The organism is Streptomyces sp. NPDC093221, from assembly GCF_044753885.1.
In the GTDB taxonomy this organism is placed as follows: Bacteria; Actinomycetota; Actinomycetes; order Streptomycetales; family Streptomycetaceae; genus Actinacidiphila.
This window is the reverse complement of record NZ_JBIVOA010000010.1, coordinates 110,091-126,394: the sequence shown is the minus strand read 5'-3', so window position 1 is coordinate 126,394 and position 16,304 is coordinate 110,091. Positions and strand designations below refer to the sequence as shown.

Below are 16,304 nucleotides of genomic sequence, written 5' to 3'. Positions count from 1 at the left end.
TGCGCGGGACCGCTCCGGCTCGTCACGTCACCGGGCTACCCCAGCGACGCCAGGTGATCGCGCAGCCCGATCCCGTACGCCGTCGGCGTCCCGTCGTACGCCGAGATCAGCGACGGTCCCGAGGAGCAGTCCCAGGTGTTCCAGGTCCACCCCAGGTACGACAGCTTGTGCGCGTCCAGCCAGTTCATGAACTGGTCGATGAAGCCGTGCGAGCAGGTGTTCTCGCCGATCTCACCGGCCACCAGCGGGACCTGCGCCGCGACCGGCGCGACCTGCGAGTCCCAGCAGGCCGCCGAGGAGCAGGTGTTGAAGTTGTAGACGTGGAGCGCGGCGCCCAGATTGCCCGTCGGGTCCGTGGGCTTGTGCGCCAGCCAGCCGGTCAGGTCGTTGGAGTACGCCAGACCGCCCGCCAGGATCACGTTCTGCGCGCCGGTGCCGCGTACGGCGTTGATCATCGACTGCATGCCGGCCACCTGGTAGCCGATCCCCGGGCAGGTGCCGCCGTCCCGCCAGCAGGTCCACGCCTGCTCGGTGGTGGAGGTGGCGCGGTCCGGGTAGGGCTCGTTGAACAGGTCGAAGACCACCGAGGTGTTGTTCTTGAACGCGTTGGCCACGCCGGTCCAGAACGGGATCGCGTACTGCGCGTCCGGCATCGGCTTCTGGCAGGTCGCGTTGACGTCCGAGCAGCCCGCCGAGTTGCCGGTGTACGTGCCGTGGCTCCAGTGCAGTTCCACGATCGGCGTGATGCCGTGCGCGACCAGCCGGTTGACCCAGCCGGTGATCGCCGAGACGTAGTTGGCGCCGCCGTACGCGGCGGGCACGTACGAAAGGCCCTGCCAGCAGTCCTCGTTGAGCGGGACGCGGACCGCCGTGACGTGCCAGCTCTTGATCGCGTCGATCGCCGCGTCGTCCACCGGGCCGTCGAAGACGCCGTAGCCCTGCGCGCACATGAACTCGGTGCCGGAGCGGTTGACGCCGTGCAGCACGACGTTCTTGCCGGTGGAGTCGACGAGCTGGTTGCCGGAGACGTGCAGCTTGGGCGGCGCGGTGTCACCACCGGGCGGAGTCGTCGGCGGCGTTGTCGGCGGTGTGGTCGGGGGAGTGGTCGGGGGAGTGGTCGGGGGTGTCGTGGGCGGGGTCGTCGGGGGCGTGGTGGGCGGCGTCGTGCCGTTCACATTGCACGTGGTCCCGTTGAGTTTGAAGACCGTCGGCGCCGGGTTGGAGCCCGACCAGTTGGCCAGGAATCCGGCGCTCACCGAACCGCCCGTGGCGATCGTCCCGTTGTACGACATCGAGGCGACGCTGACGGTCTTGCCGGACTGGGTCCAGGTGCCGTTCCAGCCCTGGGTGACCTTCTGGCTGCCGGGGAAGTCGAAGCTCAGATTCCAACTGGTCGTCGCGGCGGCGTTGTTGGTGATCACCACATCGCCCTGGAATCCGGCGTCCCACTGGCTGGTCACCGAGTAGGCCACCGAACAGGCGGGGGCGGCACCCGACGCGGTCGCGCCGAGCGCGGCGGGTAGTAGCGCGGCGGCGGTCGCGGCCGTCGTGACGGCCGCGATCCCGAATGCCGCGGTGCGCGTGGGTCGTCGCATGTGCGACTCCTCGTAAGTGGGGGGATCGAGAAGTGGACGCGCTCCCACTGGTCCGCCGCAGACCATAGCGGCAAGTCGGCGAGGGCGGTAGGGGTTCGGTGACGACCGTGTCGACTTCTGTAGCGACTCCCCGGTGATAGCGGCATGAACATGCCGTTCTGCTTCACCTCTTGACAGTGCGCTCACAGCGCCTTGATTGTGGGAGCGCTCCCACTGGTTCAGATGTTTCCATCCCCCCACAGAACCGCGAGGAGGGCTTCTCGCATGCCCAGAGGAAGACCGTTCAGCAAGCGGATCCGCAGGCTGGTGACGGCTTTCGCCGTCGCGCTGTCCCTGCCGCTCGCCCTGACCGTGGCAGGCGGCGGAACCGTCGCCCACGCGGACACTCTCCAGTGCAGCGTCGACTACTCGGCCAACGACTGGGGTTCGGGCTTCACCGCCAACGCCACCATCACCAACCGCGGTACGGCCGCGATCGACGGCTGGACACTGACGTACGCCTACGCCGGCAACCAGACGCTCCAGAGCGGCTGGAACGGCACCTGGTCGCAGACCGGGAAGAACGTCACCGTCAAATCGCTCGACTGGAACAAGACGATCGCGCCGAACGCCGGTGTGACCACGAGCGCCAACTTCAACTACAGCGGCACGAACGCGGCGCCGACCGCTTTCGCCGTCAACGGCACCGTATGCGGGGGCGCTCACCAGCCACCGCTCACCGTGCTCACCAGCCCGTCGGCCGGGGCCACGTACACCGCCGGCGCCAGCATCCCGCTGGCGGCCACCGCGGTCGCGGCGGACTCGGCGACCGTCAGCAAGGTGGAGTTCTGGAGCGACACCACGCTGCTGGGCACCGACACCACCTCGCCCTACACCTTCACCTGGCCCGCGGTCGCGGCCGGTGACTACTCGGTCTACGCCAAGGCGTACGACAGCCTGGGCGCGTCCGGCGAATCGACCCCGGTGGGCGTGCACGTGGCCGCCGGGCCCTCGATCGTCGCCTCGCCCACGCAGGTCTCGGTCACGCAGGGCGGCACCGGCACCTTCGGTGTCAAGCTGTCCGGCGCGCCGTCGGCCAATGTCACGGTCGCCGTCGCGCGCACCTCGGGGAACACCGCGCTGACCGTGAAGTCCGGCGCCAGCCTGACCTTCACCCCCGCCAACTGGAGCACGGCGCAGACGGTCACCGTCGCCGCCGCGGCCACCGGCAGCGGAGCGGCGACCTTCTCCGCGACCGCCACCGGCTTCGCCAAGGCCGACGTCACGGTGACGGAGGTGACGGGCACCAGCGGCACGTACGACTCCCGCTTCCTGAACCTCTACGGCAAGATCACCGACCCGGCCAACGGCTACTTCTCCCCGCAGGGCATCCCCTACCACTCGGTGGAGACCCTGATCGTGGAGGCGCCGGACTACGGGCACGAGACGACGTCGGAGGCGTACTCGTACCTGATCTGGCTCCAGGCGATGTACGGCCGGATCACCCAGGACTGGAGCAAGTTCAACGGGGCCTGGGCGCTGATGGAGAAGTACATGATCCCCACCTCCGCCGACCAGCCCACGAACAGCTTCTACGACCCGAGCAAGCCCGCCACGTACGCGCCGGAGCACCCGCTGCCCTCGGACTACCCGTCCAAGCTCGACACGAGCGTCCCGGTCGGTCAGGACCCGATCGCGAACGAGCTGAAGTCGGCGTACGGCACGTCCGACATCTACGGCATGCACTGGCTCCAGGACGTGGACAACACCTACGGGTTCGGTGACACGCCCGGCGGCGGCTGCGAGCTGGGCCCGACGGCGGCCGGTCCCTCGTACATCAACACCTTCCAGCGCGGCGCGCAGGAGTCGGTGTGGGAGACGGTGCCGCAGCCGACCTGCGACGCCTTCAAGTACGGCGGCACCAACGGCTATCTAGACCTGTTCACCGGCGACTCGTCGTACGCCAAGCAGTGGAAGTACACCGACGCCCCGGACGCCGACGCGCGCGCGATCCAGGCCGCCTACTGGGCGGACACCTGGGCCAAGGCGCAGGGCAAGGGCGCCGATGTGGCGACCACGGTCGCCAAGGCCGGAAAGATGGGCGACTACCTGCGGTACTCGTTCTTCGACAAGTACTTCAAGAAGATCGGCAACTGCACGAGTCCGTCCTGCCCGGCGGGCACCGGCAAGGACAGCGAGCACTACCTGCTGTCCTGGTACTACGCCTGGGGCGGTTCCAGCGGTACGGGCGGCGGCTGGTCCTGGCGGATCGGTGACGGCGCCTCGCACTTCGGCTACCAGAACCCGCTGGCGGCCTACGCGTTGACCACCGACCCGGCGATGGCCCCCAAGTCGGCCACCGGCAAGCAGGACTGGTCGACCAGCCTCACCCGGCAGTTGGAGTTCTACACCTGGCTCCAGTCCAAGGAGGGCGGCATCGCGGGCGGTGCCACCAATAGCTGGGACGGCGCCTACGCCCAGCCCCCGGCCGGCACGCCGACCTTCTACGGGATGGCGTACGACTGGGAGCCCGTCTACCACGACCCGCCGTCGAACCAGTGGTTCGGCATGCAGGCGTGGTCGATGGAGCGCGTCGCCGAGTACTACCAGCAGACCGGTGACGCCAAGGCCAAGGCGGTGCTCGACAAGTGGGTGACCTGGGCGATCTCCCAGACCACCATCAACCCCGACGGCACCTTCAAGATCCCGTCCGACCTGGCCTGGACCGGCGCTCCCGACACCTGGAACGCCGCCTCGCCGGGTGCCAACGCCAACCTGCACGTCACGGTCACGTCCTACGGCAACGACCTCGGTGTCGCCGCCGCCCTGGCCAAGACCCTGTCGTACTACGGCGCCAAGTCCGGGAACGCCGCCGCCAAGACCACGGCCAAGGCGCTGCTGGACGGCATGTGGAGCAACAACCAGGACGCCCTGGGCATCGCGGTGCCGGAGACCCGTACGGACTTCTCCCGCTTCAACGACCCGGTCTACGTCCCGTCCACCTTCTCCGGCGCCATGCCGAACGGCGACAAGATCAACTCCAGCTCGACCTTCCTGGAGCTGCGTTCCTTCTACAAGAACGACCCCAACTGGTCCAAGATCGCCACCTACCTCGGCGGAGGAGCCGCCCCGACCTTCACCTACCACCGCTTCTGGGCCCAGGCGGACATCGCGCTGGCGATGGGCTCGTACGCGCTGCTCTTCAACGAGTGAGGCGGCGTACGACCACCCCTGATGTGACGTGAGTCACGCGAGAGGCCCGGTCCGCTTCCGCGGGCCGGGCCTCTCGTATGGGGTGAGTGACGGGACTTGAACCCGCGGCCACCTGGACCACAACCAGGTGCTCTACCAACTGAGCTACACCCACCATGTCCGGCGCTTTCAGGCGCCGACCTGAAGAAGTGTACAGGGTGCGGGGGCGTGCTCGCGCATCCCTTTTGGCGAGCTTTCACGGCCGCTTCCCGCGGCCTTTCCTGGCCGCTCAGCAGGGCCTTCCGGCCGCGCTACTCCGCCGGCAGGACGTGCTTGGCCGCGATGGCCCGCACGGTGTCGGTGTCCGGCCCCGGCTGGGGGACGAAGACCGCCTCGCGGTAGTAGCGCAGCTCCGCGATCGACTCGCGGATGTCGGCCAGCGCCCGGTGGTTGCCGTTCTTCTCCGGGCTGTTGAAGTACGCGCGCGGGTACCAGCGGCGGGCCAGCTCCTTGATCGAGGAGACGTCCACGATCCGGTAGTGCAGGTGCTGCTCCAGGGTCCCCATGTCGCGCGCGAGGAAGCCGCGGTCGGTGGAGACCGAATTCCCGCACAGCGGCGCCTTGCGCGGCTCGGCCACGTGCTCGCGCACGTACCCCAGCACGATCTTCTCGGCCTCATCGAGCGTGATCCCGCCGGGCAGCTCCTCCAGCAGACCGGAGGAGGTGTGCATCTCCCGCACGATGTCCGGCATGGTCACGAGCGCCTCGTCGGGCGGCCGGATGACCACGTCCACCCCGTCCCCGAGCACATTCAGCTCGGAGTCCGTGACGAGCGCGGCCACCTCGATCAGCGCGTCGTGGGCCAGCGACAGCCCGGTCATCTCACAGTCGATCCACACCATCCGGTCGTTCATACGCCTCACCCTACGGGGCGATCCCGTGAGCCGGGCAGTGCGGCGCCCAGGCTGCGTGGGGCGCGCAGCCGCCCCCGGGACGCGCTCTCGGCCGCCTCGGCCCTGCTGCCGGGCTGCTCGGGCACACGGGCGGCGACGTAGGCGTCACTGTCCGTCTTGCCGGGTGCGGCCAGGATCTGGGAGACCGGGCCGCGCCGGGGCGGCGGCAGGTCGGGTGCGGGCGGCGTGCGGTCCGGCTCGTCCTGCGGCCTGCGGGCGCGGTAGGCCGCCCGGTAGGACGCGGGGGAGGAGCCGAGCTGCCGCCGGAAGTGCCCGCGCAGCGCGACGGGCGAGCGGAAGCCGCAGCGGCCCGCCACCTCGTCGACCGAGTAGTCCGACGTCTCCAGCAGCCGCTGCGCCTGGAGCACCCGTTGGGTGATCAGCCACTGCAACGGCGCGCTGCCGGTGAGCGAGCGGAACCGCCGGTCGAACGTCCGACGGCTCATGTACGCGCGCGCGGCCAGCGCCTCGACGTCGAACTGCTCGTGAAGATGCTCCAGCGCCCAGGCGACGACCTCGGCCAGCGGGTCGGCGCCGATCTCCTCGGGTAAAGACCGGTCGAGGTGTCGCTGACCGGTCTGCCAGTCCGCCCGGCGGGGCGGTACGACCAGGCGTCTGGCCAGCGCCGCCGCGGCCTCGCCGCCGTGGTCGGTGCGCACCACGTGCAGGCACAGGTCGATCCCGGCGGCGGTCCCCGCGGAGGTGAGGACGTCGCCGTCGTCCACGAACAGTTCCCTGGGGTCCACGTGCACCGAGGGATACCGTTTGGCGAGCGTGGGCGCGTACATCCAGTGTGTGGTGGCCGGGCGGCCGTCCAGCAGCCCGGCGGCGGCCAGCACGAAGGCGCCGGTGCACAGTCCGATGATCCGGGCACCCTCCTCGTGGGCGCGGCGGATCGCGTCCAGCGCCTCGGGCGGCGGCGCCTGGGAGATCGAGCGCCAGGTGGGCACGACGACCGTGCCGGCCCTGGAGAGTGCCTCCAGGCCGTAGGGCGCGGTCAGTTCGAGTCCGCCGGTGGTCCGCAGCGGGCCGTCCTCCCCGGCGCACACCAGCAGTCGGTAGCGGGGCACGCCCGCGTCCTGCCGGTCTATGCCGAAGACCGAGAGCGGTATGGAGCTCTCGAAGATCGGTCCGCCGCTGAAGAGCAGCACGGCGACGACTTCCGGTCGGCGTCGCGCGGAAAGTTTACGAATGGCGCGAGGCGATGCCGATGGTGCTTGCGACGGACTGTCCGCCGCCGTAACGGAACTGGACTCCTGGCTCATGGAGCTCAAGCCCCCCTCGAATCGACGCGTCGTCCCCTCGGTCCTGCATGTTTTCCCCCATGAGGCCACCCATGATCAAATCTACTGTGTCAGGTGGGGCGTTAGTGACTAGTTCACCATCTGACGCTAAGTCGACAAGACAACGTGGCGTAAAGCATTCGATCACGAAGCGTTTCACTCGCTGAGCCCGCTGGGAAGTACGCCTCCCGCCACACGGGCCACCAAACGCCCCCTCCGCGTCTTTGGGCATCGTAGAACCGCAGGTGGTGGGGGTGTTAATGATCCGGAAGCCCAATCGGCGCGCAGGGAAGAGAAGTTGGCCGAAAAACGTCGTTCGGCGGGCCGGTGTGCGTAAAGGGCGCCGGGTGGTGCGCCCACCGCGTGCGGGGAGCGGTGCGCGGCGCGCGGCCGGCCCGCGCGCCTGCCGGAGCCCGAACACGTCGTTCACGTGCGCCGGAGGTGTCCTGCGCACCGGTCCGAGGTCCCTGCGGCGGGGTTCCGAGGCGTTCCGGAAGAGCCACGGACGGGTGATCCCGATGCGCCCCCACGGTGCGCCGGTGCGCTGAACCGTGCCGCCGGTTGGCGTGATGGCGTTGCACTCTGGGCCCGGCTCCGGCATTCTTCCGGAAACTCCGGGTACCTGCCGGGTACGACAGGGCTGTGGAGCCCCGGCAAGCCTGTGCAGGCGGTCTCCGCGGCCGTACTCTGGAGTCAGTGGGACGGGAAGTGGCGAACTGGCCGAAACCGGCTGGTTCCGGCGGCCCGCCCCGCGCGCACCGTCCTTGTCCGCTGCTCGGCGCGTCAGCGCCGCCCTCGCCGAGAATCCGCATCATGGCCGGTCATGAGTTTCCCGAGCCCGCCGACGGCAGGCCGCTCGCCGAGTCGGCGGCGCTGCCCGAGCAGGCTCCAGCGCTGCGGCACGCCTGCGATCCTGCCTTCCGGCACGGGGTCGTGGTGGGCTTCGACGGTTCCCTCTCCAGCGAGCGCGCCCTGTCCTACGCCATCGGCATGGCCCGCAGGACGCACTCCGCGCTGATCATCGTGCATGTCGCCAACCGGCTTCCGGCCACCGTGTGGGCGGGCTGCGAACCGCCGGTCTTCGTGGACGTGCCCGACCACCGCACCGAAGTCCTCGGCCTCGAACTGGCCTGCGCGGACCACCTCGCCGAGATCTCCTGGGTGTTGGTGGAGCGCGGCGGCGACATCTGCCACGAGTTGGAGGAGGTCGGCCGGGAGTACGAGGCCGACGCCATCGTGGTGGGCGGTACGCACGGCCTGGTCGGCAGGATCTTCGGCTCGGTCGCCGGGCGGCTCGCGCGGCGGGCGCAGCGGCCCGTGGTGGTCATTCCGTAGGGCGCGGAGGGTCGCGACGGGTCACGGAGGGTCACGGAGGGTCACGGAGGGTTGCGGAGGACGGTCGCACGTTCCGTGCGGGATCGTCCCGTACGGACATTTACGAAGGCCCCCGCCGGGCTGGCGGGGGCCTTCGCCGTATGCGCGACCGGCGACGAGCCGATCGCTCGGCTACTCGACGGTCACGGACTTCGCCAGGTTACGCGGCTTGTCGATGTCCCGGCCCAGTGCGAGGGCCGTGTGGTACGCGAAGAGCTGGAGCGGGATGCCCATCAGGATCGGGTCCAGCTCGTTCTCGTTCTTCGGTACGACGATGGTGTCGTCGGCCTTCTCCTGCGGCTGGTGCGCCACCGCGAGGATGCGCCCGCTGCGGGCCTTGATCTCCTCCAGGGCCGCCCGGTTCTTCTCCAGCAGGTCGTCGTCCGGCACGATCGCGACCGTCGGCATGGACGGGTCGATCAGGGCCAGCGGCCCGTGCTTCAGCTCCGAGGCCGGGTACGCCTCCGCGTGGATGTACGAGACCTCCTTGAGCTTCAGCGACGCCTCGCGGGCCACCGGGTAGCCGCGTACCCGCCCGATGAACAGCATCGACTTGGCGTCCGCGTACCGCCTGGCCAGCGCCTTGATCTCCGGCTCGGTCTTCAGGATCTCGTCGATCTGGCCGGGCAGCCGGCGCAGGCCCTCGATGATCCGCTTGCCGTCGGCCACCGACAGGTCGCGGATCCGGCCCAGGTGCAGGGCGAGCAGCGCGAAGGCGACCACGGTGTTGGTGAAGCACTTGGTGGACACCACGCAGACCTCGGGCCCGGCGTGCACATAGGTGCCGCCGTCCGCCTCGCGGGCGATGGCCGAACCGACCACGTTGACCACGCCCAGCACCCGCGCGCCCTTGCGCTTGAGCTCCTGGACGGCGGCCAGCACGTCGTACGTCTCACCGGACTGGGAGACCGCGACATAGAGGGTGTCGGGGTCGACCACCGGGTTGCGGTAGCGGAATTCCGAGGCGGGCTCGGCGTCCGCGGGGATACGGGCCAGCTCCTCGATCAGCCCGGCGCCGATCTGCCCCGCGTGGTAGCTGGTGCCGCAGCCGAGGATCTTGATCCGGCGCACCCGGCGGGCCTCGCCCGGCTCCAGGTTCAGGCCGCCCAGGTGCACGGTGGAGAACCGGTCGTCGATCCGGCCGCGCAGCACGCGGTCGACCGCCTCCGCCTGCTCGGAGATCTCCTTGTGCATGTACGTGTCGTGGCCGCCCATGTCGTACGACTCGGCCTCCCACTCCACGGTGGTCGGCGTCGCCGTGGTCAGCGAGCCCTCGGTGGTGTACGTGCGGAAGTCGTCGGCCTTGAGGGTGGCCATCTCGCCGTCCTGCAAGGTGACGACCTGGCGGGTGTGGGCGACGAGCGCGGCGACGTCGGAGGCGACGAACATCTCCTTCTCGCCGATGCCGAGGACGACGGGGGAGCCGTTGCGGGCCACGACGATGCGGTCGGCGAAGTCGCGGTGCAGGACGGCGAGGCCGTAGGTGCCCTCGACCGAGCGCAGCGCCTCGCGGACCTTCTCCTCCAGGGTCTCCGCCTGGGCCCGGCCGATCAGGTGGGCCAGTACCTCGGTGTCGGTCTCCGAGGCGAAGGTGACGCCGTCGGCGGAGAGCTTGGCGCGCAGCTCGGACGCGTTGTCGATGATCCCGTTGTGGACGATCGCGACCTTGCTGTCCCCGTCGAGGTGCGGGTGCGCGTTGTGGTCGCTCGGGGCGCCGTGGGTGGCCCAGCGGGTGTGCGCGATGCCGGTGGTGCCCGCGAAGCGCTTGGGGATGCGGGCTTCCAGCTCGCGCACCCGGCCCTTGGCCTTCACGGTCCTCAGCTCGCCGGACTTTCCGGTGATCACGACGCCCGCGGAGTCGTAACCCCGGTACTCCAGCCGCTGCAACCCTTCGAGGAGCAGCGGTGCCACGTCACGCCTGCCGATGTATCCGACGATTCCGCACATATGGTCGTCCCTCGTCCCTGTGTCTGTCCGTGTTCTGTTCTGTTCTTTTCGGCCCCCGGGTGCCCTGTCCCGGTGGCCGACGGTGCTCGGCCGCTCGGCCGCATTGTCGGCTCGGTCGCTCAGCCGCTCGACCGTATTGTCGGCTCGGTCGCTCGGCCGCATCGTTGGCTCGGTCGCTCAGCCGTAGACGATGCGGCGGAGCTGGCGCTGCGAGAGGGCCGAGGGGGCCACCGCGCGGTGCGGCAGCTCCTCGGCGATCCGCTCGAAGATGTCCGCGTTGACCAGGCCCTTGGCCTGGAGTTCGCGGTGTCTCCTGCGGACGAACTCCTCCGTCGTCTCGTCGAAGTACGCCAGCACGTCCAGCACCACCCGGCTCGCCTCGCCGCGGTGCAGCGGCGTGGAGCGCACCAGGTGGTCGATCAGGTCCTCGTAGGACGTCCGGCGTTCGAGCACCCGTCGATACTGATGTGATCATCTGCGCTTTGCAAGAATCCTGCCCGATTTCGGGCAGGGAAAGCGGCCAAGGGGGTGAAAATTCGGCCGTTACGGACGAAGACGGCACTGCTGCGGGCGCGGACGGCCCGGTCGGCCCGGTCGGCCCGGTCGGCCCGGTTGGCCCGGTTACGGGTGCGGCCGGTGGGCCGCCAGGGGGTTGGGGAGGGTGCCCGCGAACTGGAGGGCGGCCGACGGGTCGGCGAGGTCGATCATCTGCTGGTTGTCACGGAGCTGGAGCCGGTTGAGGCAGGACAGGGTGAATTCCGGCGCGAAGAGGTCGTACCGCTTGAACCGGTCGGCGAGGTCGGGGTGGGCGGCCTGGTAGTCGGCGACGCACTCGGCGACCGTCCGCCAGAACACCGTTTCGTCCAGGATCTTCCCGGTGTGGAGGATCGCGCTGAGGAAGCGGAAGAAGCAGTCGAAGACATCGGTGAAGACGGCGAGCACCCGCTCGTCCTCCGGGACCTCGGCCCTGATCCGCTCCACCTCGGGCGGCAGCGGCGTCTCCGGGTCCATGATCACGATCTCCTCCGCGATGTCCTTGAACACCGCCCGCCGCACCGTCCCGGTCTCGTCCAGCACCAGGATCACGTTCTCGCCGTGCGGCATGAAGGCCAGCCCGTAGGCGTAGAGGCTGTGCAGCACCGGGACGAGATACGCGTCCAGGTAGCGCCGCAGCCAGGTCTCGGCGGGGAGGCCGGAGCGGGCGATGAGGGCGCCCGCGAAGGAGGTGCCCGCGTCGGTGCCGGTGTCCGTACCCGTACCCGTACCCGTGCTCGTGTCGGCGTCGGTGTGCAGCAGCGACGCCATCGTGGCCAGGTGGTGGCCCGGCTCCAGGTCCGCGACCGGGCTCTCCCGCCACAGCGCGGCCAGCATCTTCCGGTACGGGGAGCCGTACGCCGTGGCCGCCTCGTACTGCCGGTGGTGGTAACCGATCGCCGCCCGCTCGCGGATGATCGAGAAGCGGGCGGCGGTGAAGGTGGGGTCGGCGGCGATCAGTTCGGCGAGCCAGTCGTTGATCGCCGGGGTGGCCGCCATGTACGCGGCGGACAGGCCGCGCATGAAGCCCATGTTGAGGACGGACAGCGCCGTCTTCACATAGTGCCTGGTCGGGACGGTGGTGTTAAAGAACGTACGGACCGACTGCTGCGCCAGATACGCGTCGTCGCCGGTGCCGAGGCAGACCAGGTGCTGCCGGGCGACCTCGCCCGCGAAGGTGACCGAGAGCTTGTTCCACCACTGCCAGGGGTGGACCGGGATCAGCAGATACGCGGCCGGGTCGAGGCCCCGGCCGGTCAGCGCGGCGGCGAAGCGCCGGAGCTGCTCCCGGCCCAGTTCGGCGGTGAGGAAGTCCTCGTAGTCGATGCCCGCGCCCGCGCTGAAGGTGGTGCGGTCGCGGCGCGCGGCCAGCCAGATCAGCCGGACGGGGGAGGCGGCCTCGGGCGCGTACCGCGGGTGGTCGTCCGCGCCGAAACCGAGCCGGCCGCTGTTGGCGACGAAGCAGGGGTGGCCCTCGGTCATCCCGGTCTCGATGGCCTGGAATCCGGCGCGGGTCAGCTCCGCCGCGCTCACCGGGGCGCGGTCGCGGGCGGCGAGCCTGAAGGCGGCGGCGGAGAGGGTCGCGCTGATCTCCTCCAGGTAGACCGGCAGGACGCTGTCGCTGATGGCGAGGGTGGTGCGCAGTTCGGTGATGAAGTCGAGCGCGTCGAGGGGGAGTTCGGCCTCCTGCCGGTGGCGGGTGACGGTCGCCGGGTCGATCCGCCAGTGGTCGAGGGCCAGGCGGCGGGCGGCGAAACGGTACGTCGTGGCGCCGTCGTCGCTGCGGACGAGGTAGCTGTCGTGGTCCTTCTGACCGTGCCGGGCGTCCTGGGCGTCCGGGGCGTCCGGGGCGTCCGGGGCGTGCTGACGGTCCTGGCCGTGCTGGGCGTCCTGGCCGTCCTGGCTCGCGGGCTCCGGGGTGAGCAGGCGTTCGTGGGTGAATTCGGCGAGGGCCTTGGCCACCAGGTGGCGGGTGGCCCGCTCCCACAGCTCCGGGGTGAGGTGGTCGACGTCGGTCATCGGGTGGCCTCGAAGCGCTCGCGGGTGCAGATGCTCAAGAAGGCGTCCTTCTCCGGCTTCTTGATCCGCTCGATGATCTCGAAGCCGACCGTCTCGTTGAGTACGTGCACCGCCGTGTTGCGGACGTCGGGCTCCACGATCACCCTTCGGGTCGCGGGATCGGCGAAGAGTTCGGCCATCACCGCCCTGATCACCGCGCGGGTGAAGCCGTGCACGGGGGTGTCGCAGGGCGCGACCAGGAAGTGCATCCCGACGTCACCGGGCTGCGCCGGGTAGAGCCCGACGAGTTCGACCCGCGCGGGGTCGTACCGTTCCATCAGGAAGACGGGCCGTCCGTCCTGGAGGCCGAGGAACGCCTCCTCGTACGGGGCCTGCGCGATCTCGGTGTACGCGCGCTCGACGTCGTAACGGCTCGCGTCGCCCATCAGCCAGAAACCGGCTTTCGGGTGCGTCACCCAGGTGTGCAGCAGGTCGGCGTCGGCGAGGGGGTCGACCGGGCGGAAGGTGAAGTCGAGGTCTGTGCTGGTGCTGCCCGCGCTGTGCGCGGTGGTTGCGGTCCTCGCGGTGCTTGCGCCGCTCATGCTGTTCGTGCTGCTCATGCGGTGAACTCCTGGAAGGCGATGGCCTTTTCCACGCGGTAGCGCTCGCGGCCCAGCAGCTCCCGGATGATGCGGGAGTTGCGGTAGGCGGCCATGCCGAGGTCGGGGGAGACGAAGCCGTGCGTGTGCAGTTCGGCGTTCTGCACGTAGATCGCGCGCTCGGTGACGTCGATGGCGTAGTCGCGGGTGACGTCGTAACGGCCCTGCTCGTCCCAGCGGATGCGGTCCCGGACGGGGGCGAGGAATTCCGGCACCTGGTAGCGGTAGCCGGTGGCGAGGACCAGGCCCTCGGTGTCGATCGTGAACTCCCCGCCCTGCTCGCGTTGGCACAGTCCGAGGGTGTACGTGCCGCTGTCGGCGTCGTACCGCGCGCTGTCGAGCGAGGTGTTGGTGAGCAGCCGGGTCGGGACCTTGCCGCGCCGGTTCTTCAGATAGAGCAGGTCGAAGATGTCATTGATCAGCTCCGAATTGATCCCCTTGTAGAGGTTCTTCTGCGAGACGTTCAGCGAGTCGCGGACCGGGGACGGCAGGGAATGGAAGTAGTCGACGTATTCGGGCGACGTCATTTCCAGCGTGAGCTTGGTGTATTCGAGCGGGAAGAAGCGCGGCGAGCGGGTCACCCAGTTCAGCGCGTAACCGTGCGCGTCGATGTCCTGGAGCAGGTCGTGGTAGATCTCGGCGGCGCTCTGCCCGCTGCCGACGATCGTGATGCTGCGCTTGCGCTGGAGGTCGCTCTTGGCCGCCAGATAGCGGGAGTTGTGGATGAGGTCGCCGCCGAGCCCTTCGCAGGCGGCGGGGACGTACGGCGGTGTGCCGGTGCCGAGGACCAGTCGGCGCGTACGGTGCGCCGCGCCGCTCGCGGTCCGTACGACGTAGGTCCCGCCGTGCGTGCCCTCGTGCGTGCCCTCGTGCGTTGCGCCGTCCTCGTAGGTCACCTCGGTGACCGTCTGTCCGAAGCGGATCGACGGGATGCGGGCCGCGGCCCAGCGGCAGTAGTCGTTGTACTCCTCGCGCAGCGGATAGAAGCTCTCGCGTATGTAGAAGGAGTACAACCGCCCTGATTCCTTGAGGTAGTTGAGGAAGCTGAAGGGCGAGGTGGGGTCGGCGAGGGTCACCAGGTCCGACATGAACGGCGTCTGGAGGGTGCTGCCCTCCAGGAACATGCCGGAGTGCCAGTCGAAGTCCGGTTTGGCTTCCAGGAAGAGGCCGTTGAGGTCGTCGATCGGCTCGGTCAGGCAGGCGAGGCCCAGATTGAACGGGCCGAGGCCGATCGCGATGAAGTCGAACTCCGGTTCCGGCGCGGCGGGTTCGGATGCCGAGTCCGGGTCACGAGGCGTGGACAAGTGCGTCTCCCAGGTACTGGTCCGCGTGCTCGGCGAGCAGGTCGAGGACGGTGGCGATGTCGGCGGGGGTGGTGCGCGGGTTGAGCAGGGTGAACTTCAGGTAGTGGCTGCCGCGTACCTTCGTGCCCGCCACGACGGCCTCGCCCGAGGCGAACAGCGCCTTGCGGGCGTGCAGGTTGGCGCGGTCGATCAGCGCCGGGCTGGTGACGGCGGCCGGGATCCAGCGGAAGACCAGCGTGGACAGGGTCGGCGGGGCGACCACTTCGAAGCGCGGGTCGGCGTCGAGCAGCTTCCAGCCCTCGGCGGCCAGGTCCACGACCTCGTCGAAGAGCTGGCCGACGCCGTCGGCGCCCATCACGCGCAGCGTCATCCACAGCTTGAGGGCGTCGAACCGCCGTGTGGTCTGGAGCGACTTGTCCACCTGGTTGGGGATGCGCTCGGTGGTGGTGCGGCGCGGGTTGAGGTAGTCGGCGTAGTACGTGGCGTGCCGCAGCGTGGTGCGGTCGCGGACCAGGAGGGCGCTCGAACTGACGGGCTGGAAGAAGGACTTGTGGTAGTCGACGGTCACCGAGTCGGCGCGCTCGATGCCGTCGAGCAGGTGGCGGCGGGTGGGGGAGACCAGCAGGCCGCAGCCGTACGCGGCGTCCACGTGCAGCCACACGCCGTGGCGCTCGCACAGGTCGGCGATGGCGGGCAGCGGGTCGATGGAGCCGAAGTCGGTGGTGCCCGCGGTGGCGACGACGGCCATCGGGGTCAGGCCCTCGCGGGCGCAGCGGTCCAACTCGCGGGCGAGCGCGAGGCTCTGCATCCGCTTGTTCTGGTCGCAGGGGACGGCGATGACGGCGTCGGCGCCGAGGCCGAGCAGCTTCGCGGACTTCTGGACGCTGAAGTGGCCGCACTCGGAGGCGAGGATGCGCAGCCGCGAGGAGGCGGCGCCGCGGGTGACGGCTTCCTCACGGGCGAGCAGCAGCGCCTGGAGGTTGGACTGGGTGCCGCCGCTGGTGAAGACGCCGTCGGCCGCCGGGCCGAGGCCCGCGCGCTCGGCCGTCCAGTCGATCATGCGGCGCTCGATGAGGGTGGCGCCGGCGCTCTGGTCCCAGGTGTCGAGGGAGGAGTTGACGGCGCTGAGCACGGCCTCGGCGGCGACGGCCGGTATGACGACCGGGCAGTTGAGGTGCGCGAGGTAGCGGGGGTGGTGGAAGTAGACGGCGTCGCGCAGATAGACCGCTTCGAGTTCGTCCAGCGCGGCGGCGGTGTCGCCGAGCGGCTGGGCGAGGTCGATCGCGTCGATCCGGGGCGCGAGGGCTTCCGGGGTGATACCGGTGAAAGGCCGGTCGGTCGCGGCGAGGGTGGCCGCCACCCGCTCGACTCCCTGGGAGACGGAGCGCAGATAGTGCTCCGTCGTGGCGTCGTTGAGCAGGTGTGAGCGCATGGGCAGACCTCTCGTTGAGCGGCTGAGTTAGGTTAGCCTAACCTAACTCACCGC

The 16,304-nt window shown here is 69.7% G+C and carries 11 protein-coding genes and 1 tRNA gene; 2 read left to right on the top strand and 10 right to left on the bottom strand.

Going from position 1 to position 16,304, the window contains the following annotated elements; translation table 11 throughout:
* Positions 1-35: 35 nt before the first annotated feature.
* A complete protein-coding gene (locus ACIQCJ_RS30420) occupies positions 36-1,595 on the bottom strand; it encodes a cellulose binding domain-containing protein (RefSeq protein ID WP_402713133.1) in 1,560 nt (519 codons plus the stop codon).
* A 264-nt stretch (positions 1,596-1,859) separates the two neighbouring features.
* Here ACIQCJ_RS30420 and ACIQCJ_RS30415 point away from each other — a divergent pair, with 264 nt between their 5' ends.
* Entirely contained in the window at positions 1,860-4,787 is a 2,928-nt protein-coding gene (locus tag ACIQCJ_RS30415) for a glycoside hydrolase family 48 protein (protein WP_402713132.1), read from the top strand.
* A gap of 78 nt (positions 4,788-4,865) precedes the next feature.
* Here the strand turns inward: ACIQCJ_RS30415 and ACIQCJ_RS30410 are convergent.
* The 3 genes from ACIQCJ_RS30410 to ACIQCJ_RS30400 form a co-directional block, all read right to left on the bottom strand.
* Positions 4,866-4,941: transfer RNA gene (locus ACIQCJ_RS30410), tRNA-His, on the bottom strand.
* 136 nt (positions 4,942-5,077) lie between these two features.
* Positions 5,078-5,680 carry an oligoribonuclease gene (gene orn, locus ACIQCJ_RS30405; protein ID WP_401853602.1) on the bottom strand — a complete coding sequence of 201 codons (603 nt, stop codon included), beginning with the start codon at positions 5,678-5,680 and terminating at the stop codon, positions 5,078-5,080.
* Positions 5,681-5,685: 5 nt separating this feature from the next.
* The gene (locus tag ACIQCJ_RS30400) at positions 5,686-6,984 is read right to left on the bottom strand and encodes a helix-turn-helix domain-containing protein (protein ID WP_355336981.1); all 1,299 of its coding nucleotides are present in this window, start codon (positions 6,982-6,984) and stop codon (positions 5,686-5,688) included.
* Between the two features lie 831 nt (positions 6,985-7,815).
* On the opposite strand from ACIQCJ_RS30400, the gene ACIQCJ_RS30395 reads away from it, so the two are divergent.
* Positions 7,816-8,337, top strand: coding sequence for a universal stress protein (locus ACIQCJ_RS30395; protein WP_355336983.1), 522 nt, complete (start codon positions 7,816-7,818; stop codon positions 8,335-8,337).
* Between the two features lie 171 nt (positions 8,338-8,508).
* On the opposite strand, the gene glmS is transcribed toward ACIQCJ_RS30395, so the two are convergent.
* The 6 genes from glmS to ACIQCJ_RS30365 form a co-directional block, all read right to left on the bottom strand.
* The gene (gene glmS, locus ACIQCJ_RS30390; RefSeq protein ID WP_355336985.1) at positions 8,509-10,323 is read right to left on the bottom strand and encodes a glutamine--fructose-6-phosphate transaminase (isomerizing); all 1,815 of its coding nucleotides are present in this window, start codon (positions 10,321-10,323) and stop codon (positions 8,509-8,511) included.
* A 177-nt stretch (positions 10,324-10,500) separates the two neighbouring features.
* Entirely contained in the window at positions 10,501-10,776 is a 276-nt protein-coding gene (locus ACIQCJ_RS30385) for a hypothetical protein (RefSeq protein WP_188280294.1), read from the bottom strand.
* A 168-nt stretch (positions 10,777-10,944) separates the two neighbouring features.
* A complete protein-coding gene (locus ACIQCJ_RS30380) occupies positions 10,945-12,876 on the bottom strand; it encodes an IucA/IucC family protein (RefSeq protein WP_402713131.1) in 1,932 nt (643 codons plus the stop codon).
* Positions 12,873-13,475, bottom strand: coding sequence for a GNAT family N-acetyltransferase (locus tag ACIQCJ_RS30375; RefSeq protein WP_402713130.1), 603 nt, complete (start codon positions 13,473-13,475; stop codon positions 12,873-12,875). Before ACIQCJ_RS30375 ends, ACIQCJ_RS30380 begins: the two co-directional genes overlap by 4 nt.
* Positions 13,472-14,818, bottom strand: a complete 1,347-nt coding sequence (locus ACIQCJ_RS30370; RefSeq protein ID WP_402713129.1) for a lysine N(6)-hydroxylase/L-ornithine N(5)-oxygenase family protein — start codon at positions 14,816-14,818, stop codon at positions 13,472-13,474. The genes ACIQCJ_RS30375 and ACIQCJ_RS30370 overlap by 4 nt, the downstream gene beginning before the upstream one ends.
* Positions 14,802-16,250, bottom strand: coding sequence for an aspartate aminotransferase family protein (locus ACIQCJ_RS30365; protein ID WP_355336994.1), 1,449 nt, complete (start codon positions 16,248-16,250; stop codon positions 14,802-14,804). The genes ACIQCJ_RS30370 and ACIQCJ_RS30365 overlap by 17 nt, the downstream gene beginning before the upstream one ends.
* Positions 16,251-16,304: the final 54 nt, after the last annotated feature.